The sequence below is a fragment of the Brachybacterium sp. B718/18 genome, assembly GCF_055454375.1.
In genome coordinates this window covers 17742-36358 of the sequence record NZ_JBVDDO010000003.1, presented here as the reverse complement: position 1 = coordinate 36358, position 18617 = coordinate 17742, and the positions used below count along the sequence as shown (strand labels likewise).

The following is an 18617-nucleotide window of genomic DNA, read 5'->3' as shown; positions in this document are numbered from 1 at the left end:
TGCGCTACCGTCATGCCTCGATGTAAGCGCTTCCATCACGAGGCGCCCTCACCGCCCGGACCTGTTCCGGGCGCGTCTCCGGACGAACCGGACGAAGGAGTCTCCATGCACCGCCTCACCCGCCGGGCCTTCACCGGCCTCGGCCTCGCCGCCACCGCGACCCTCGCCGCGAGCTGCGGCCGCCCCGACGAGGGCGGCGGCTCCGCGGCCGAGCCCGCCGAGCCGATCGCCGAAGGCCCCGCCACCGGCAGCCTCACCGTCTGGGCCATGGGCGCCGAGGGCGAGAAGCTGCCCGAGCTGCTCACCGGCTTCCAGGAGGAGAACCCCGACGTCACCGTCGAGGTGACCCCGGTCCCCTGGGACAGCGCCCATGACAAGTTCACCTCCGCGATCGCCGCGGGCACCGCCCCCGACGTCGCACAGGTCGGCTCCACCTGGATGGCCGAGTTCGTCGGCCTCTCGGCGCTCGAGCCCACCCCGGAGTCGATCGCCACCGACGACTACTTCGAGGGCGCCCTGGGTTCCGTGACCGTCGACGACACCGTCTACGGCGTGCCGTGGTACGTCGAGACCCGCCTCGTCTACTACCGCAAGGACCTCGCCGAGCAGGCCGGGATCACCGAGCCGCCCACCGACTGGGACGGGCTCGTCGCCCTCGCCGCGGCCTTCCAGGAGAAGGCCGACGCCACCTGGGGCATCTCCCTCCAACCCGGCGGCCAGGGGTCCTGGCAGGCCGTGCTGCCGCTGATGTGGTCCAACGGCGGCGGCGTCGTCGACGAGGCCGGCGGTGAGTTCACCTTCGAGTCCGCCCCGAACGAGGAGGCGCTGGCGTACTACCAGTCCTACTTCACCGACGGGCTCGCCAACCCCGCACCCGCCGACGGCGTCACCGAGCAGGACTTCGTCTCCGGCGCGGTGCCGATGTTCATCTCCGGCCCGTGGATGATGAGCGCGGTCGAGGCGGTGGGCGGCGAGGGCTTCGCCGACAAGTACGGCGTCTTCGTGATGCCCACCAAGGAGACCAGCTCCTCCTTCCTCGGCGGCGCCAACCTCGGTGTCTTCCAGGGCACGGAGAACCGCGACGCGGCCTGGAAGCTCGTGGAGTACCTCTCCAGGCCCGAAGTGCAGGTGCAGTGGTTCTCGATCTCCACCGACCTGCCCGCGCAGAAGACCGCCTGGGAGGACGAGTCGGTCTCCTCGAACGAGAAGTTCGAGGCCTTCCGCACCCAGCTCGACACCGCCCTCGCCCCGCCGGTCATCGCCACCTGGGAGCAGGTCGCCGCGAAGTTCGACGCGCAGGTCGAGGAGGTCTGCAAGAACGACCTCGCCCCGGCGGAGGCGCTGGCCGCCACCCAGTCCGACGCCCAGGGCATCGGCACAGGGGCCTGAGATGAGCACGAGCACCGCCGTCGGCCGGACGGACGCCCCGCGCCGGTCCCGCCGCTCCCGTCGCGGCGGGGCCGAGGCCCGCGCGGGCCTCCTGCTGGCCCTGCCCTTCGTGATCCTCTTCCTCACCTTCACCGCCTGGCCGGTGCTCCAGTCGATGATCATGTCGTTCACCGACATGCGGATCACCGACATCCGCTCGCCCTTCGCGGTCGAGTTCGTGGGGCTGGAGAACTACGCGACGGCCTTCGCCGACCCCGTCTTCCGGCGGGCCGCGGCGAACACGGCGGTGTTCGTGCTCCTCGGTGTGCCGCTGACGATCATCGCGGGCCTCGCCGCGGCGATCGCCCTGGACCGCGGGGTGGGGAAGCTGCGCGCGGTCTTCCGCGTCGGCTTCTACACCCCCGTCATCACCTCGATCGTCGCGGTCGCCGTGGTCTGGCGCTTCCTGCTCCAGCCGGACACGGGTCTGGTGAACACGGTGCTCGGCTGGGTCGGCATCGACGGGCCGCACTGGCTCGGCGATCAGCGCACCGCCCTGCTCTCCCTCGTGGTGATGGCCGTGTGGCGCAACTTCGGCACCTCGATGGTCATCTTCCTCGCGGGCCTGCAGGCGGTGGACCGCCAGCTCCACGAGGCGGCCGCGCTGGACGGCGCGGGCGCCTGGCAGCGCTTCCTGAACATCACCCTCCCCTCGATCCGGCCGACGATGCTCTTCGTCCTGGTGACCACGTCGATCGGCTACCTGCAGTTCTTCGAGGAGCCTTTCGTGATGACCGGCGGCGGCCCGCTGAACTCCACCGTCTCCGCCTCCATGTACACCTACGAGCAGTTCGGCTTCGGCAACTACGGGGTCGCCGGCGCCATGGCCTACCTGACCTTCCTGGTCATCGGCGTGGTCACCCTCGTGCAGTTCCGTCTGATGAGGGAGAAGTGATGCTCGAGCGCCGCCGTCCCGTCCTGACCTACATCGTCCTCACCGTCTTCCTGCTGCTGGTCATCACCCCCTTCCTGTGGATGGTGCTGGGCAGCCTGAAGACCCAGGGGGAGCTGCTCCGGGTGCCGCCCACCTGGCTGCCCGAGCAGCCCACCCTCGACAACTTCCGCCGCCTGTTCGAACGGCCCTTCGGCCGCTACTTCTCGAACTCGGCGGTGGTGGCGGTGGTCGTCACCGTCGGCAACCTGGTGCTCAGCTCGATGTTCGGCTACGCCCTGGCGCACCTGCGCTTCCCGGGCAAGCGGATCCTCTTCGGAGTGGTCCTCGCCTGCCTGATGATCCCCGGGCTGGTCACCTTCATCCCCCAGTACGTGCTCGTGGTGAACATGGGGCTCGCCAACACGATCCCCGCGCTGATCCTGCCCTTCCTGGTGCAGCCCTTCAGCGTGTTCCTCATGCGTCAGTTCTTCCTGGGCATCCCCCGCGAGCTCCTCGAGGCCGGTCGTCTGGACGGCGTCGGCGAGGTCGCGATCTTCTTCCGCATCTTCATGCCGCTCGCGGGGCCCGCCTTCGCGACCCTCGGCATCCTCACGTTCCTGGGCTCCTGGAACAACTTCCTGTGGCCCCTGGTGGTCTCCTCCTCGGAGAGCACCTACACCCTCCCGGTGGCCCTCGCCCTGATCTCGACCGGCCAGAACGAGACCGACTACGGACTGCTGCTCGCGGGAGCCTCGCTCATCGTGCTGCCGATCCTCGTGGTCTTCGTGATCTTCCAGCGACACTTCATCCAGGGCATCGCGACCACCGGTATCAAGTGACCCCCTGATCCGCAGCTTCAGCGCGCACGACGAAGGAGTCCCCATGCACGCTCGATCCCACACCCGACCCCAGCCCACCGCCCGCGACGTCGCTCCGCACCGCCGCCCCTGCACCGGAGCGCAGGGCCGCACCCGCCGGGACGTGCTCGGCATGGTGCCGCTGCTCGGCGCGGGGGTCGCGGGTGCCGCGGTCGCCGCCGCCGGCACCGCCTCGGCCGACGCCGCGGGCCCCGCCCCCTCCGGGCGCGGCGGCGGCGCCGGAGGGTCCGACGGGCCGGATGCGCTGCTGCGCCGCTGGGCGGCGGACACCTGGCGCTCGCTCGACGCGATGACCCACCCCGACACCGGCCTCGCCGCGGACAACATCGGCGCGGACCTCCAGACCCGCTCCGGGTACACCTCGCCGACGAACATCGGCGGACTGCTGTGGTCGACGCTGGTGGCCCGCGAGCTGGGGCTGATCACGCCCGGCGAGTCCCGTCGGCGGATCGCCCGCACTCTGAAGACCCTGCAGCGCATGGAGCGCCACGAGCCCTCCGGCATGTACGTCAACTGGTACGACGAGGCGGACGGCAGCATCCTGCGCAGCTGGCCCGGCTCGGGCGACGTGGTCGTCCCCTTCGTCTCGAGCGTGGACATGGGCTGGCTCGGCGCGGCCCTCCACCTCGTCGCCGAGGCGGACCCCTCCAATGCCCGCATCGCCCGCGCTCTCTTCGACGCGATGCGCTGGGACGTGTTCTGGGACCGGGAGGTCGCCGCCCAGCCCGGCCAGGTCGTCGGCGGCTTCTGGCTCGAGGACCCCTCCCGCGAGGGCGTGGTCCGGGCCGTGCCGTGGAACGGCGTGGGCGGACCGGAGGTCTGGTACCACGCGACCCACCACTACGACACGGCCGTGTCCGAGGCGCGCATGGTCACCTATCTCGGGATCATGACCGGGCAGTTCCCGGCCGGCGCGTACTTCACCACCTTCCGCACCTTCCCGCCGGACTGGGACTGGCCCGAGATGGCGCCCGTGGGGGAGTGGGCGACCTACGAGGGCGTGGAGGTCTTCGAGGGCGCCCACGAGTACCGCGGGTTCCGGGTCGTGCCCGGCTGGGGCGGCTCGATGTTCGAGGAGCTGATGCCGGACCTGTTCGTCCCCGAGGCGGAGTGGGCCCCGGACAGCTGGGGTGTGAACCATCCGCTGCACGTGCGCGCCCAGCGCGAGCACGGCCTCGACGAGGCGGGCTACGGGTACTGGGGCTTCTCGCCGAGCTCGGACCCGCACGCCGGGTACCGCGAGTACGGCGTCGACGCGCTGGGCCTGAACCCCACCGGGTACTTCTCCGACGCCGCGGGCACCGACTGGGTCGCGGGGCAGGAGTACCCGCAGGGCCTCGACGGGGTCATCACCCCGCACGCCGCCTTCCTCGCGATGCAGTACGAGCGCGAGGCCGCGATCGAGAACCTGTCCCAGATCGAGTCGGAGCTCGGCGCCTACGGCCCCGGCGGCTTCCACGACGCCGTCGCCATCGGCACGGGCGTGCGCGCCGAGAGGCACCTGTCCCTCGATCAGTCGATGATCATGGGCGCCCTCGGCAACGTCCTCCTCGACGGGGCGCTGCATCGCTGGTTCGCGACCAGCGAGGTCGAGCAGTCGCTGCGCCCGGTCATCGGGCAGGAGCGCTTCGCGGCCGGCGAGTGACCCGGCAGCGGCCGGGGAGCCTCAGCGCTTCTCGGCCGCGGTCGCCGGCGCGTCGGTGCCGGCGGGCGAGGCCTCGTCGGAATGGTCGTCGTCCGCGGTCCCGTCCTCGGCCGACGGGCCCGCCTCGGCCTCCGGCTCGTCGGCCGGGGCGGGGGAGGCCGGGGACGCTGAGCCGGTCTGGGCCGCCGACACGGCCGCTGCCGCGGGCACGGCCGCGGCGCGCTCACCGCGCGTGAGGAACAGGGCGAGGCCCCGCCAACCCAGCATGAGCACGCCCAGGGTCACAGCCGTGACGATCACGAAGGACACCTCGGTGCCCGCCTGGAAGAGGGTGCGCACGGCCATCGCCGCGGCGATCGTGATCGCCCAGATGAACACGCCGTGCGGCCAGAGCCGGAACGGGGCTCGCCAGGAGCGGATCGCCAGGTGTCCGAGCAGGGCGCCGAGGGCGAAGGGCCAGCCGACGAGGGCGATGCTCTCCGTCGTGAGGGAGGTGCCGTGTTGGATCAGCCCGATCGCGACGAACAGCAGCACGGCCAGGAGATCGCCGACGAGGGCGCCGAAGGAGCGGAACATCGCTCCAGCGTAACGGCGCGCCCCGTGAGGTTCCCGTGGTGCGGGCCCCCGCTGTGGCCCGCACCGCATCGCGCCCTGGACGGGGTGACGGGCGGGAGTGGAGCCCATCCCTGTGCGGACGGGGCTCTCCTCCGCGGGCATGGGTTCCGGGGTGGTGGATGCTCCGCAGGCCACCTCATGCGGTCGGTAAGTCGATCAGGGGATATCGCGATAACCCGTGGGAGGGGCGATCATCAGGTCGAATCCGAGCACCTGATGGTCGTCGCCGTAATCAATGTCGACTTCGACGATGCCGTTCTCCGATGTGCCCCTCCTGGGCGGGGGAGGTCGACCATTTCCTTCGGACGTGACGGCGGGCCCTCGAGCGACGAGTAGTCGATGTGCACCCGCCACCGTTCTCCGGTGAGACGTCCGCTGTCCTTTTCCGCGGTGTCGAGGCGTTCCAGATGGGCCTTCACTCGACCTCTGCCGACGTACCAAGAGGGGCTCATCAGGGTCAAGAGGACGAGGTGATGACCAGCGTCGATCTCCGGCTCGATCCACCACAGCTCGGTACCCATGAAGGTCACGGCGGTCTCGGAGGCCTCGGGCCTGGGGACCCTGACCCGGGAATAGATCACGCCCGAGCCTTCGAGGTCGACCTGTGATTGAGGCGCGGTCGAATCTGTGCGTGGATCGCCCGTGTCGACGACGTACTCTCCGAGGATGAAGGGCTGATGTGCGCTCATGACGAGACCTCTGTTATCGAATAACGGCCGTCCTTATATCACCTGAACCGGTAACGTCCAGTATCTCACACTTTCCGTATCGGATGTATGTATGACCATTGTGCTGTCGATGGATTCGACCTGATTTAAGCGCCTGTTCGACGGAAATGTTCCGACTGTTGATCTTGCCCGCCGCGTGGGAGGTGACCGTCGTTGTCTTTCCCATGGCGCCGGAGTCGATCTTCATCCCCGACTAAGCTCACGCTAGAAGTGGAGGGTCCTGGGATTCTCCCTCCGTTGGCGCGGCAAAGCTGCAGGTGGGTGGTATTCCCTGGGGGTCTGCGGCGTTCTTGACGGTTATCCCGAGTGAAAGCGTCAGTGCGAGTGCGACGATGCTGGTGATCGCGATTCTGTTGTTCTGCATACCCGGCTCCGCTTTGAGTGGCGTGCAGTTGATGCTCTCGATAAGGGCACGTCGTCGCACGGCCGTCAAGCGGTCTCTCGGGTCGGCGGTATGTGTTCGAGCCACATATTCGCTTCCTCGGAGCGCTACCCGCGCGAGTCGTCGGCGTCGGCGCGCCCCGGGGGCGGCCCGCACCCGGGCCCCCGCTGTGGCCCGCACCGCATCACGCCCGGGACGAGGTGGACGCCCGGGCCTCCGCCGCGGGGCGACCTCTACGATGGACCCCATGCCCGTCGAGACCTCCGAGAAGACCACTGTGTCACCCGCCGCGGCGCGTCGGATCCCCGCCCGCCGCGACGACCTCCGCGACGAGGAGCCCTACGGCGCCCCCCAGATCGACGTGCCCCATCTGCTCAACGTCAACGAGAACCCCTACGGGCCCTCCCCGGCGCTCGCCGCGGCGATCGGCCGCGCCGTCGCCGAGGCCGCCTCGACGCTGCACCGCTACCCGGACCGCGAGTTCACCGCGCTGCGCGCCGACCTCGCCGCCTATCTCGCGGAGGAGGCCGGGATCCCCGCGCCCCCGGTCGAGGCGATCTGGGCTGCGAACGGCTCCAACGAGGTCATGCACCAGCTGCTGCTGGCCTACGGCGGCCCGGGCCGCACCGCTCTCGGTTTCTCCCCGCACTACTCCATGTACCCGGAGTACGCGCGCGACACCTTCACCCGCTGGGTCGCCGTGCCCCGCGGCGAAGCCCCCGACTTCGCGCTGACCGTCGAGGCCGTCACCGCCGCGATCGCCGCGCACCGCCCGGACGTGCTGGTGCTCACCAGCCCCAACAATCCCACCGGCACGGCGCTCGAGCCCGCCGTGATCCGCGCCGCCGCCACGGCGCTCGCGGAGACCGGGGGACTGCTGGTGGTCGACGAGGCGTACGGCGAGTTCCGCCGCGACGGCGTCCCCAGCGCCCTCGAGCTGCTGCCCGAGTTCGGTCACCTCGTGGTCACGCGCACCATGTCGAAGGCCTTCGCGCTCGCCGGCGGCCGCCTCGGCTACCTGGTCGCCGACCCGGAGATCGTCGACTCCCTGCGGATCGTGCGCCTGCCCTACCACCTCTCCGCCGTCACCCAGGCCGTCGCCCGCACCGCCCTCGCCCACCGGGGCGAGCTGCTCGCCCAGGTCGCCGCCCTGCGCGCCACCCGCGACGCCCTCGAGACGCACCTGCGCGAGCGCGGCCACGTTGTCGCCCCGTCGGACGCGAACTTCCTGTACTTCCAGCCGCTGCTGCGCGGCGCCCCGGACCGCCGCGCCGTGTGGCAGTCCCTGCTCGACCGCGGCGTGCTCATCCGGGAGGTCGGCCCCCAGCCCTGGCTGCGGGTGTCGATCGGCACCCCGGAGGACGACGCCGCCTTCCGCACCGCCCTCGAGGAGGCCGACCCCCGATGACCGAGACCCCCCGCCGCCGCACCGCGACGATCACCCGCGCCACCCGCGAGTCCAGCGTCGAGGTGACCCTGGACGTCGACGGCACCGGCCAGGTGGACGTGTCCACCACGGTGCCCTTCTTCGACCACATGCTCACGGCGCTCGGCACCCACGCCCGCTTCGACCTCACGGTGACGGCGACCGGCGACACCCACATCGACGCCCACCACACCGTCGAGGACACCGCGATCGTGCTCGGCCAGGCCCTGCGCGAGGCCCTCGGCGACAAGAAGGGCATCGCCCGCTTCGGCGACGCGATGGTCCCGCTCGACGAGGCGCTCGCCCAGGCGGTCGTGGACCTGTCCGGCCGCCCCTACTGCGTGCACGAGGGGGAGAGCGAGGCGCAGGCCCTGCACCTCATCGGCGGCCACTTCACCGGCTCCCTGACCCGTCACGTGCTCGAGTCGATCGCCCAGCACGCGGCGATCTGCCTGCACATGCGGGTGCTCGCCGGCCGGGACCCGCACCACATCGTCGAGGCCCAGTTCAAGGCGCTCGCCCGCGCGCTGCGCGCCGCCTGCGCGTACGACGACCGGGTGTTCGACGTGCCCTCGACCAAGGGGGCCCTGTGAGCACCGCCGACCGGCCCGGACCCGATCCCGAGGACGTCGACGCCGAGTTCGCCCGGCTCACCCAGGGCCTCGACCTCGGGGACGGCGAGCTGACCGTCGAGGACCTCCTCGGCGCAGCCCCGGAGGGCGCCGCTCCCGCCGCCGAGCCCGCCGCCGAAGAGGAGCAGATCCCGGCGATCGCCGTCGTCGCGACCACCGTCGCCGACGCCCGCGCGCTCGCCGGCGTGATCCGCCTCGGCCGCGAGGCCCGCACCGACGGCATCGACATCCCCGCCGGCACCCGCACCCACGACGCCTCCACCGGCGCCGTCGCCGTCGGCCCCCTGCAGGAGACCGCCGCGCACGACCTCGCGGCGATCGCCTCGAGCGCCCTGCAGCGCAACGGCATCGTCCTGTTCTGGCGCCGCGGCGACCGCATGACCGCGACCCGCTACCGCAACGGGGAGCGCGGCGAGGACGTCTCGCCCGCGATCGTGCTCGGCGCGGTCGACGACCTCGTCGAGCAGCTGCTGCTCGGCGCGCTCGAGCTCTCCGACCTCGGCGAGGGCGCGGACCCGGTCGCGATGAGCCGCGCCGAGGCCCTCGAGGCCATCTCCGGCGGCGAACAGGGCGGCGAGGGCCGCCGCGGCCGAGGGCGACGCCGATGAGCGCCGACACCTCCGCCGCCGCACCGGACCGAGCACCCCGCGTCGTCGTCCTCGACCACGGCTCCGGAAACGTCCGCTCCGTGGTGCGCGCCCTCGAGGCCGCCGGCGCCGACGTAGAACTGACCGCCGACCGCCCCGCCGCCCTCGGAGCCGACGGACTGGTCGTCCCCGGCGTCGGCGCCTATGCCGAGACCATCGCGCAGGTCCGCGCGGTCGGCGGCGACCGGATCGTCGAGCGGCGCCTCGCGGGCGGGCTGCCGGTGCTCGGCATCTGCGTCGGCCTGCAGATCATGTTCGACTCCGGCACCGAGCACGGAGAGCGCTCCACCGGTCTGTCGCAGTGGCCCGGCGAGGTGACCCGGCTCGAGGCCGAGATCGTCCCCCACATGGGGTGGAACACCATCGAGCCCCCCGCGGGCAGCCGGCTCTTCGCCGGGGTCGAGGCCGAGCGCTTCTACTTCGTCCACTCCTATGCCGCCCGGACCTGGGACTTCGATCCCGTCGGCCCGATGGTTCCGCCGCAGGTGACCTGGGCGGAGCACGGCGGCGACCGCTTCGTCGCAGCCGTCGAGAACGGGGCGCTGTCCGCCACCCAGTTCCACCCCGAGAAGTCCGGGGAGGCCGGGGCGCGCCTGCTGCGCAACTGGCTCGCGACCCTGCCGCGCCGCACCGACGGGCACGCGGCATGATCCTCGCCTTCCTCATGCTCTTCGCCGGGGGCATGATCCTCGGCGGCGCTTGGTCGTTCTATCGCAGTAAGCGGCCGTGGTGGCAGATCGTCGCGATGGCCGTCCTCGGCGTCGTCTGCCTCGCCATCTCGTGGTGGCGAATCCAGGCCGGCTGAGCCGCCCTTTCCTCGCCGCCCTACGGCACCCCGCACCGTCCCGGCGCCCGCGCCGCCCCCACCCGTCCCAGGAGGACCCCCATGACCGCTCCCGTGCTCGAGCTCCTGCCCGCCGTCGACGTCCAGGGCGGCCAGGCCGTGCGCCTGGTGCAGGGCGAGGCCGGCTCCGAGACCGCCTACGGCGCCCCGCTCGAGGCCGCGCTCACCTTCCAGGAGGGCGGCGCCCGCTGGCTGCATCTCGTGGATCTCGATGCCGCCTTCGGGCGCGGCAGCAACGCCGCGCTGCTCGCGGACGTCGTCGCCGCCGTGGACATGGACGTCGAGCTCTCCGGCGGGATCCGGGACGACGAGTCGCTCGCCGCCGCCCTCGCGACCGGCTGCCGACGCGTGAACCTCGGCACCGCCGCCCTGGAGAACCCCGAGTGGACCGCGGAGATCCTCGCCGAGCACGGCGACCGCATCGCCGTCGGCCTCGACGTGCGCGGCACGACCCTCGCCGCCCGCGGCTGGACCCGTGACGGCGGCGACCTGTGGGAGACCCTCGAGCGCCTCGACGACGCCGGCTGCCAGCGCTACGTCGTCACCGACGTGACCAAGGACGGCACCCTGCGCGGACCGAACATCGAGCTGCTCGCGGAGGTCTGCTCCCGCACCGACGCGAAGGTCGTCGCCTCCGGCGGCATCTCCTCGCTCGAGGACCTGCGCGCCCTGCGCGAGCTGGTGTCCCAGGGCGTCGAAGGGGCGATCGTCGGCAAGGCCCTGTACGCGGGCGCCTTCACCATGCCCGAGGCGCTGGACGTCGCGGGCCGGCCGTGACGAACGGCGCCGCGGAGGGTTCCGGGCCGCAGCGCGAGCTGCCCGCGCACTTCGTGGAGAAGTCCCCGCTGACCGACACCGCGGGGGTGCCCTGGAAGGGCCGCGACTACAGCGTGAGCCCCTTCCCCGGGGACGACGGTTCCCGCGACCCGCGCGTCGCGGAGGCCCTCGCCGCGCACGCCGCGGGGGAGGACCCGCACCGGGCGCAGCTCGCCGCGGCGCTCGCCGAGACCCGCGTGCTGGTGCCGATCATGGCCGTCGCGACGGAGGAGGGCACCACCGCCCACGGCCTCACCGGCGACAACGGAGCCGACATGGCGATGGTCTCGATCACCGCGCCCGACGGCACCCGCCTGCTGCCCCTCTTCACGTCGGTGGCGGCGCTGTCGGACTGGCGCCCGGACGCCCGCCCGGTCCCGGTCGTCGGACCGCAGGCGGCGCAGGCCGCCGTCCAGGAGGGCTGCACCGCCCTGGTCGTCGATCCCGCGGCGACGCCCGAGGAGGGCGGCCCGGTGCTCCTGCCGCGGTCGATCCTCTGGGCCCTCGCCCAAGGACGCACCTGGGTGCCGCCGCACCTCGATGCCGAGCTCGCGGCGGTGCTGGACCGGGTCGCGGCCGAGACCGTCGCCGTCGAGGGGCTGCGGGCCGAGGCGGGGGAGCGGGCCGAGGTCGACCTGCACGTGCGGCTGCTGCCGGGACTCGCCGCGGAGCAGGTGCGGGCCGTGGTAGCGGACCTCTCGGCCCGGCTCGGCGCCGAGCAGCTCGTCGCCGAGCGGATCAGCTCCCTGAAGCTCGTGCTCGGCAGCTGAGACCGGTCGGTGGCCCGGCCGAGGTCACGAGACGCGGCCGGTGTACTTCTCCCCGGGCGCCTCGCCCGGCTCGTCGGGGAAGGGCAGCGCCTCGGCGAAGGCCAGCTGGAGGGTACGCAGCCCGTCGCGCAGGGAGCGGGCGTGCTCGTTGCCGATCTCGGGGGCGGCCGCGGTGACCAGGCCCGCGAGGGCGGTGATCAGCTTGCGGGCCTCGGAGAGGTCCCGGTGATGGGCGGTCTCCTCGTCCTCGGCGAGGCCCACCTTCACGGCGGAGGCGCTCATCAGGTGCACGCAGGCGGCGGTGATGATCTCGACCGCGGAGACCTCCGAGATGTCCCGCAGCGCCTCGGCGCTCTCGTCGGGCTCGGCGGGGGTGGGGGTCTGGTTCTCGGTCATGGGTCCTTCTCGGGGTGGGGCGTGCGGGGATTCAGGGCGCGAGGGGCACCGTGCCGGTGCCCGCGTCGGGGTTATCGCGGAGGTCGAGCTCGAGCGAGACCGGGACAGAGCCCTGCGGCACGTCGAACACGTAGTGGACCTGGACGCTCTCGCCCTCGGGCAGCAGCGCCCAGGGCTCGCTGTCGGCGAGGTGGACCCGGCCCGCCTCGGGGCTCGGCGGATGCACCTCGCCGTCCTCGGTGACCAGGTCCGCGGCCTCGCGGAGGCTCACCGGCGTGTCGGTGCCGTTGCTGACGTCGAGGGTGACGATCACGAACTCACCCTCGGCGGCGAGACGGGTGCTGCCCTCGCCCACCGCCTCGACGCCGCGCTCGGTGGAGAGCACCTCGACCTCGACGCCGCCGATCGCGGTGGCGCCGGCCGAGCTGTCGGATCCATCCGATCCGTCGGTCGGTGCCGCGGACGGCTGCGTCGGCGCTGCGGATCCGGCGTCCGGAGAGGTCAGGGCGCGCACCACGAGGACCGAGCCGCCGATCGCGACCACCAGCACGAGCACGGCGACTACGACGAGCGAGGCGATGATCGGGCCGCGGCGGCGCGTCGGAGCCTCGGGCTCCACCCTCCGCGCCGGCCGGCGATTGGGGATCGCGGGGCGCGGCGGCGGGGTGGGGAACCCCTCGGGGACGGGCCGGAGGAGGGCGCGCGGTGCGGTGCCGGTGCGGATCCCGGTGGGCGGGGTCTCGATGCGGGGCGGCTGCTCGGCCGACGGGCTCGCGGCCGACGGAGCGGCCGACGGACTTCCGGCCGACGGGCTCCCGGCGGACGACGCAGCCGGGGGCGTCGCAGCCGGCGGGGCCGGAGACGTCGGAGACGGCTGTGGGGTCGAGGGGGTCGACGGGGCCTCTGCCTCGCGGTCCGGATCCACCCAGTACTCCTCGTCGCCGTGCACCTGCGGCGCGACGCACATCACCTGGACGTGGCCGCTCTCCCTGGTAGGATAATCGATCGGAACACGACGAAACCCTCGCCACGTTCCTCAAGTGGAGTCCCATCCCACCTCGTGACGACCGGCAGGAGCCTAGGCGCCGCCCACGGTCACCGGGTCAGTATCGCAGGTCGGGCCGAGCGCCCGGCTCTCGGGCAGCAGTGCCCGATCGGCGTCCGCGCCGCGCACCTCGGGGCCTCCGCATGATTCTGCGGGGGCCCTTCGTCGTCTCGAGCGACATCAAGGTGAGGAGCCACCATCAGCGAACAGCGCATCAACGGTCAGATCAGGGTCCCCAAGGTCCTCCTGGTCGGCCCTGCCGGCGAGCAGGTCGGCGAGGTCCGGGTCGAGGACGCCCTGCGTCTCGCGCAGGAAGCCGATCTCGACCTGGTCGAGGTCGCGCCCGGCGCGAACCCGCCGGTCGCGCGGCTCATGGATTACGGCAAGTACAAGTACGAAGCCAACCTGAAGGCTCGTGAGGCCCGGAAGAACCAGGCCAACACGGTCCAGAAGGAAATCCGGATGGGTCTGAAGATCGACACGCACGACTACGACACCAAGCGCCGCAACGTCGAGAAGTTCCTGTCCGGTGGCGACAAGGTCAAGGTCATCATCCGCTTCCGCGGCCGCGAGCAGTCCCGCCCCGAGATGGGCGTGCGTCTGCTGAACCGCATGGCGGAGGACGTCGCCGAGTTCGGCTTCGTCGAGTCGCACCCGCGACAGGACGGCCGCAACATGGTGATGGTCTTCGGGCCGCACAAGAAGAAGGCCCAGGCCATGGCCGAGGCCCGCAAGCGCAAGACCGACGCCGAGAAGGCCGAGGCGCGCGGCACGGACGAGCAGTCCGAGACCGCGACCCCGGACGACACCGGCGCACAGTCCTGAGAACGTAAAAGGAGAACAGGCAGATGCCGAAGAACAAGACCCACTCGGGGACCAAGAAGCGCATCCGCGTGACCGGCTCGGGCAAGCTCATGCGGGAGAAGGCCAACGCGCGCCACCTCCTCGAGCACAAGTCCTCCACCCGCAAGCGCCGCCTCGGCAACGACACCACCGTCGCCAAGGCCGACACCAAGCGCATGAAGAAGCTGCTGGGCCGCTGATCGCCCACGCGGGAGCCGAGCTCCTGCGCCCCTGAACGAACGACTGAAGGAGTATCACGTGGCACGCGTGAAGCGGGCGGTCAACGCCCAGAAGAAGCGTCGGGAGATCCTCGAGCAGGCCAGCGGCTACCGCGGCCAGCGCTCGCGCCTGTACCGCAAGGCGAAGGAGCAGGTGCTGCACTCGCAGACCTACAACTTCCGCGATCGCAAGAAGCGCAAGGGCGACTTCCGCCAGCTGTGGATCCAGCGCATCAACGCGGCGTCCCGCGCCAACGGCCTGACCTACAACCGCTTCATCCAGGGCCTCGGCCTCGCGGGTGTCGAGGTGGACCGTCGCATGCTCGCCGAGCTGGCCGTCAACGACGCCGCGGCCTTCGCTGCGCTGGTCGAGGTCGCGAAGAACGCCCTGCCCAAGGACGTCAACGCGCCGGCAGCCTGATCGCCGCGTCGACCGCGATGAGCGAGCGCCCGGATCAGTCGCCGATCACCTCCCCCCGTTCCGAACGGGTGCGGAAGGTGGCGGCACTGGCCGGGCGCTCTGCACGTCGCAAGCAGTCCCGCTTCCGCATCGAGGGACCCCAGTCGGTCCGTTCCCTGCTGGCCCACCGCCCGGACCTCGCCCGCTCCGTCTTCGTCACCGAGCGGGCCGCCGCGGACCATCCCGAGCTCACCGACCTCGCCCACGAGGCGGGCGTACCGCTGCACACGGTCGACGACCGGATCGTGCGCGCCATGGTCCGCGAGGGCTCCGCCCCCGAGGCCGACGGAACCGCCCAGGCCGCAGGCCCGGCCGACGCCTCCGAGCGTCCCGGGGGCGATGACCGCCGCGCGGGCGCCGGCCTGCTCACGAGCCCCCAGGGCGTGGTCGCCGTCGGCACCCTCCCCGCCGCCGAGCCCGCGGCCGCGCTCCACGCCGTGCAGGAGCTCCCGGCCGACGGCTCCCTGACCGTCGTCGTCCTCCACGAGGTGCGCGACCCCGGCAACGTCGGCACCCTGATCCGCACCGCCGACGCCGCGGGCGCCGATCTGGTGCTGCTCACCCGCACCAGTGCCGATCCCTTCGCCCCGAAGGCGGTGCGCGCCGCCGTCGGCAGCCTCTTCCACCTCCCCGTGATCACCGGCGCCGAGATCGACGAGCTGCTGCCCGCCCTCGCCGCCCGGGGGATCACCGCCGCCGCCACCAGCGGCTATGCCGAGGCCGAGCTGTTCACCGTCGACCTGCCCGAGCGCCTCGCCTGGATCCTCGGCAACGAGGCCCACGGTCTCGACGACGCCACCCTCGCCGCCGCGCCCCTCGCGGTGCGCATCCCGCTCGCGGGCCGGGCCGAGTCCCTCAACGTGCACACCGCGGCGACGGTGTGCCTCTTCGAGACGCTGCGCCGCCGGCGGGCGGGGGCATGACCGCCGCCCTGCGCCGCACGGGCCTGCTCGCCGTCCCCCTCCTGTTCCTGCTCGCGGTGGCCACCGCGCTGCTGCTCCTGCTGGCCACGGGCGCGACCGCCCCGGCGGCCCTCGTCCCCGCCTCGCCGTTGGTGACCTGGGGCCTGCCCGTGGTGCGAGCACTGCACCACCTGGGCCTGCTGATCGCGATCGGCGGGGGTGGCGCCGCCGTGCTGCTGCTGCCCGGCCCCTCGCGCCGCGAGGTCACCACCCTGGATCCCGCCCGCCGGTCCGCGGTGCGCCTCGCCGCGGCCGGTGCCCTGCTCTGGGTGCTCGCTGCGCTGGCGCAGGTCCCGCTCGGCGGCCTGGAGTCCGCCGGGGCGGGCACGGATCTGGATGTCTGGGCGATCGCGCTCGGCGGCGACCTGGGCCGGATCCAGATCGGGGTCGCGGCCTGCGCCGCCCTCGCCGCGCTCGCCTACGGCCTCGCCCGTTCCACCGTGCTCGCCTGCTGGGGTCTGGCGCTCTCCGGCGCGGGCGTCGGCGCGCTGGGGCTCGCCGGGCACGCGGGCGCGAGCCTCGACCACACCAATGCCGTCAACGCGATGGCCCTGCACCTCGTGGGGGTCTCCGTGTGGGCGGGCGGGCTGCTGGCCCTCGCGCTGCTGCTGCCCCGCGTCGACGACGCAGCGGCCGTGGCCGCGGTGCGGCGTTTTTCCCCGTGGGCGCTCGCGGCGGTGGTCGCGATCGCCCTGTCCGGGCTGCTCAGCGCGAGCATCCGCCTGTCCTCTCCCGCGGAGCTGCTGACCACCGGGTACGGACGGGTCATGCTGCTGAAGGCCCTCGGCCTCGCGGTGCTCGCCGTGCTCGGCGCGGTGCAGCGGCGGCGACTCGGCGACCGGCTCCGCTTCCGCCATCTGGCCGCGGGGGAGGGCGTGCTGATGGCGGTGGTGATCGGGGCGTCGATCGCGCTGGGCCGCATCGCCCCGCCCGTGCCGCAGGTGATCCCCGAGGTGGGGGACCTGAGGATCCTCTCCCTCGTCGGCTATCTGCCCCCCGCGCAGGAGTTCGGGGTGCGGGCCCTGGTCACCGTGGTGCAGCCGGATTGGGTGGCGCTGCTGCTCGCGGCCGCGATGGCCGGCGCGTATCTTGCCGGGGTGGTGCGCCTGCACCGTCGCGGCGACGCCTGGGTGTGGCATCGCACCGCCGCCTTCCTGCTGGGCTGCCTCGCCTTCGCCTGGGTGATGAGCGGCGGGGCCGCCGCCTGGGGTCGGATGCGCTTCGACGCGCACATGGTCCAGCACATGGCGATGATGATGATCGTGCCGCCGCTGTGGGTGCTCGGTGCCCCCGTGACGCTGCTGTCCCGCGCGGTGGCGCCGCGCACCGACGGCTCCCGCGGGGTGCGGGAGTGGGTGCTCGCGGCGCTGCACTCGGGCTACGCCCGCTTCGTGTCCTCCCCGCCGATGGCTGGGGCGCTGTTCGCAGGCTCGCTCGTCGTCTTCTACTTCTCGCCGCTCTTCGAAGCGGCGATGTACAGCCACCTCGGGCACGTGCTGATGACCGTGCACTTCCTCGCCTCGGGCTACCTGTTCGCCTGGGTGATGATCGGCATCGACCCGGCGCAGCGGACGATCAACCCGGCGCTGAAGCTGATCACCCTGCTGGTCACCCTCGCCTTCCACGCCTTCTTCGGGGTCGCGATGGTCTCGGCGACCTTCCTCGTCGCCGAGTCCTGGTACACCGAGCTGGGCATGTACACCGCGGAGCAGCTCGAGCTGATCCAGGTGCGCGGTGGCTCGATCATGTGGGCCGTCTCCGAGGTGCCGACCCTCGGTTACGCGATCCTCATGGCCGTCCAGTGGATGCAGTCTGAGGATCGCCGCGCCCGGCAGTACGACCGCAAGGCCGAGCGGGACGGCGGCGCCGAGCTCGAGGAGTACAACGCCTATCTCGCGCGGCTGCAGGTCGGGGGAGGGGTACCCGGCGCTCCCGCCGACGGGTCCGCTCCCGCCGACGAACCGGCACCCGATCGCGGCGGGTCGACGGAGTCCCGCTGACACGAGACGGCGGCGACCTTCGCAGGATGGTCGCCGCCGCCGCGGTCGGGCCCGAGCGTACGGACTGGTCTTGGCCCCGGCTCGGACCTTATCGCGGCGAGCGTCGCTCAGGTCATGAATCGACCACTGACAAGGGGCCCTCATCAGGTGTCGGCGGCTCGAAATGATCGAAGTAGGCGGCGGCATCCTTCGCATCCAGGAGGAAATCGTCCCCGTGAGCGCCTACCCGTGCCGCCACCCGCTCCAGGCAGATGGATCGCCCGGTCGCGAGGTAGATCGTTTCAGGAACCACACCCAGTGGCTTCAGCAACTGCTTCCATTCCTCGCGCATGGAGCGTGACCAGAACGAGAAATCCAGGACGACATCATGTCCGTCGCCGACAAGGCAGGCGAGTCGACCCCGCAGGACGCTCTCGATGTCGTGGTGCTCGGCCTCCGTCAGGGGCATGTCCCGGATCCCGCGCTCCCAGGCTTCCTGATCGAACGACAGCCGCACGAAGCCCTGCGCATCCAGACGGCGTGCGATCGTCGACTTGCCCGAACCTGCGGGCCCGCACATGAAGATCACCCGTGTCATGCCGTTCAGGCTAGACCTCGGGACTGCTCGAGCGCTGGCTCGAAGCGCCCTGGGTTCCGGTCCATGGTGAGACGGTCGCGGGCGCGGTCGCCACGGGCTGAGTGGAGGGCGCTTCAGTGCTCGCTCGGGCAGATGTGTCCGGTCGAGGAGTCTCCGACCCGTGCAGCGGTCCCAGATCTGTCCCCCTCGGGTGACTGACCACCTCAGAGGGACATCAGCGCAGGTGCCCCGGGATATCCGTGACGTCCTGGGGGGACATGCGGGAACCGAGCTCGTGGGTTCCGCGCGGGGGCGCGCTCCGCGGAGATCGCCTCGGCCCTCGGCGGAGGGTAGATCCTCGGGGGTCGGCGGGAGGTCGAGGCCGCATACGGCGCCCGTGCGACGCGGAGCAACGGTCACGGGGGGGGGGGGGGGGGGGGGGGGGGGGGGGG

The 18617-nt window shown here is 72.2% G+C and carries 21 protein-coding genes; 16 read left to right on the top strand and 5 right to left on the bottom strand.

Features of this window, described 5'->3' with window-relative positions; all coding sequences use genetic code 11:
* Window positions 1–105 precede the first annotated feature (105 nt).
* Genes ACZCAH_RS06415 through ACZCAH_RS06400 form a run of 4 tightly spaced genes read left to right on the top strand, consistent with a single transcriptional unit; the run spans window position 106 to window position 4825 of the window.
* Window positions 106–1389 carry a sugar ABC transporter substrate-binding protein gene (locus ACZCAH_RS06415; RefSeq protein ID WP_464340290.1) on the top strand — a complete coding sequence of 428 codons (1284 nt, stop codon included), beginning with the start codon at window positions 106–108 and terminating at the stop codon, window positions 1387–1389.
* A 1-nt stretch (window position 1390) separates the two neighbouring features.
* Complete coding sequence (locus ACZCAH_RS06410) at window positions 1391–2323, top strand: carbohydrate ABC transporter permease (RefSeq protein WP_329747607.1); 933 nt, start codon at window positions 1391–1393, stop codon at window positions 2321–2323.
* Window positions 2323–3141, top strand: a complete 819-nt coding sequence (locus ACZCAH_RS06405) for a carbohydrate ABC transporter permease (protein ID WP_464340289.1) — start codon at window positions 2323–2325, stop codon at window positions 3139–3141. Before ACZCAH_RS06410 ends, ACZCAH_RS06405 begins: the two co-directional genes overlap by 1 nt.
* 43 nt (window positions 3142–3184) lie before the next feature.
* Complete coding sequence (locus ACZCAH_RS06400) at window positions 3185–4825, top strand: glucoamylase family protein (protein ID WP_464340288.1); 1641 nt, start codon at window positions 3185–3187, stop codon at window positions 4823–4825.
* 21 nt (window positions 4826–4846) lie between these two features.
* On the opposite strand, the gene ACZCAH_RS06395 is transcribed toward ACZCAH_RS06400, so the two are convergent.
* Both ACZCAH_RS06395 and ACZCAH_RS06390 read right to left on the bottom strand, forming a co-directional pair.
* The gene (locus ACZCAH_RS06395) at window positions 4847–5401 is read right to left on the bottom strand and encodes a DUF3054 domain-containing protein (protein ID WP_464340287.1); all 555 of its coding nucleotides are present in this window, start codon (window positions 5399–5401) and stop codon (window positions 4847–4849) included.
* A gap of 233 nt (window positions 5402–5634) precedes the next feature.
* Complete coding sequence (locus ACZCAH_RS06390) at window positions 5635–6129, bottom strand: hypothetical protein (protein ID WP_464340286.1); 495 nt, start codon at window positions 6127–6129, stop codon at window positions 5635–5637.
* A gap of 668 nt (window positions 6130–6797) precedes the next feature.
* Here ACZCAH_RS06390 and ACZCAH_RS06385 point away from each other — a divergent pair.
* From ACZCAH_RS06385 to ACZCAH_RS06355, 7 genes are all read left to right on the top strand, one after another.
* Window positions 6798–7958: a histidinol-phosphate transaminase gene (locus ACZCAH_RS06385; protein ID WP_464340285.1), complete on the top strand. Its 1161-nt coding sequence runs from the start codon at window positions 6798–6800 to the stop codon at window positions 7956–7958.
* The gene (gene hisB, locus ACZCAH_RS06380) at window positions 7955–8569 is read left to right on the top strand and encodes an imidazoleglycerol-phosphate dehydratase HisB (protein ID WP_464340284.1); all 615 of its coding nucleotides are present in this window, start codon (window positions 7955–7957) and stop codon (window positions 8567–8569) included. The genes ACZCAH_RS06385 and hisB overlap by 4 nt, the downstream gene beginning before the upstream one ends.
* Window positions 8566–9216: a hypothetical protein gene (locus tag ACZCAH_RS06375; protein WP_464340283.1), complete on the top strand. Its 651-nt coding sequence runs from the start codon at window positions 8566–8568 to the stop codon at window positions 9214–9216. Before hisB ends, ACZCAH_RS06375 begins: the two co-directional genes overlap by 4 nt.
* Window positions 9213–9905 (top strand): imidazole glycerol phosphate synthase subunit HisH, encoded by a 693-nt coding sequence (gene hisH / locus ACZCAH_RS06370; RefSeq protein WP_464340282.1) that lies wholly within the window; start codon window positions 9213–9215, stop codon window positions 9903–9905. The genes ACZCAH_RS06375 and hisH overlap by 4 nt, the downstream gene beginning before the upstream one ends.
* Window positions 9902–10060 (top strand): hypothetical protein, encoded by a 159-nt coding sequence (locus tag ACZCAH_RS06365; RefSeq protein WP_464340281.1) that lies wholly within the window; start codon window positions 9902–9904, stop codon window positions 10058–10060. The genes hisH and ACZCAH_RS06365 overlap by 4 nt, the downstream gene beginning before the upstream one ends.
* An 81-nt stretch (window positions 10061–10141) precedes the next feature.
* Entirely contained in the window at window positions 10142–10876 is a 735-nt protein-coding gene (priA, locus tag ACZCAH_RS06360) for a bifunctional 1-(5-phosphoribosyl)-5-((5-phosphoribosylamino)methylideneamino)imidazole-4-carboxamide isomerase/phosphoribosylanthranilate isomerase PriA (RefSeq protein ID WP_464340280.1), read from the top strand.
* Entirely contained in the window at window positions 10873–11685 is an 813-nt protein-coding gene (locus tag ACZCAH_RS06355; protein WP_464340279.1) for an SseB family protein, read from the top strand. Before priA ends, ACZCAH_RS06355 begins: the two co-directional genes overlap by 4 nt.
* Before the next feature lie 24 nt (window positions 11686–11709).
* On the opposite strand, the gene ACZCAH_RS06350 is transcribed toward ACZCAH_RS06355, so the two are convergent.
* Together ACZCAH_RS06350 and ACZCAH_RS06345 are read right to left on the bottom strand one after the other, a co-directional pair.
* The gene (locus ACZCAH_RS06350) at window positions 11710–12081 is read right to left on the bottom strand and encodes a DUF1844 domain-containing protein (protein ID WP_329749150.1); all 372 of its coding nucleotides are present in this window, start codon (window positions 12079–12081) and stop codon (window positions 11710–11712) included.
* Between the two features lie 31 nt (window positions 12082–12112).
* Window positions 12113–13048, bottom strand: a complete 936-nt coding sequence (locus ACZCAH_RS06345; protein ID WP_464340278.1) for a DUF4352 domain-containing protein — start codon at window positions 13046–13048, stop codon at window positions 12113–12115.
* A gap of 276 nt (window positions 13049–13324) precedes the next feature.
* Here ACZCAH_RS06345 and infC point away from each other — a divergent pair, with 276 nt between their 5' ends.
* From infC to ACZCAH_RS06320, 5 genes are read left to right on the top strand one after another with little or no spacing between them, the layout of a single operon-like run.
* Window positions 13325–13951, top strand: a complete 627-nt coding sequence (infC, locus tag ACZCAH_RS06340) for a translation initiation factor IF-3 (RefSeq protein ID WP_464340511.1) — start codon at window positions 13325–13327, stop codon at window positions 13949–13951.
* 23 nt (window positions 13952–13974) lie between these two features.
* Window positions 13975–14169 (top strand): 50S ribosomal protein L35, encoded by a 195-nt coding sequence (gene rpmI / locus ACZCAH_RS06335; protein WP_329747620.1) that lies wholly within the window; start codon window positions 13975–13977, stop codon window positions 14167–14169.
* A 58-nt stretch (window positions 14170–14227) separates the two neighbouring features.
* Window positions 14228–14608, top strand: coding sequence for a 50S ribosomal protein L20 (gene rplT / locus ACZCAH_RS06330; protein ID WP_329747621.1), 381 nt, complete (start codon window positions 14228–14230; stop codon window positions 14606–14608).
* 17 nt (window positions 14609–14625) lie between these two features.
* The gene (locus ACZCAH_RS06325) at window positions 14626–15570 is read left to right on the top strand and encodes a TrmH family RNA methyltransferase (protein ID WP_464340277.1); all 945 of its coding nucleotides are present in this window, start codon (window positions 14626–14628) and stop codon (window positions 15568–15570) included.
* A complete protein-coding gene (locus ACZCAH_RS06320) occupies window positions 15567–17609 on the top strand; it encodes a bifunctional copper resistance protein CopD/cytochrome c oxidase assembly protein (RefSeq protein ID WP_464340276.1) in 2043 nt (680 codons plus the stop codon). The genes ACZCAH_RS06325 and ACZCAH_RS06320 overlap by 4 nt, the downstream gene beginning before the upstream one ends.
* A 112-nt stretch (window positions 17610–17721) precedes the next feature.
* On the opposite strand, the gene ACZCAH_RS06315 is transcribed toward ACZCAH_RS06320, so the two are convergent.
* Complete coding sequence (locus ACZCAH_RS06315) at window positions 17722–18186, bottom strand: P-loop nucleotide/nucleoside kinase family protein (protein WP_464340275.1); 465 nt, start codon at window positions 18184–18186, stop codon at window positions 17722–17724.
* Window positions 18187–18617: the final 431 nt, after the last annotated feature.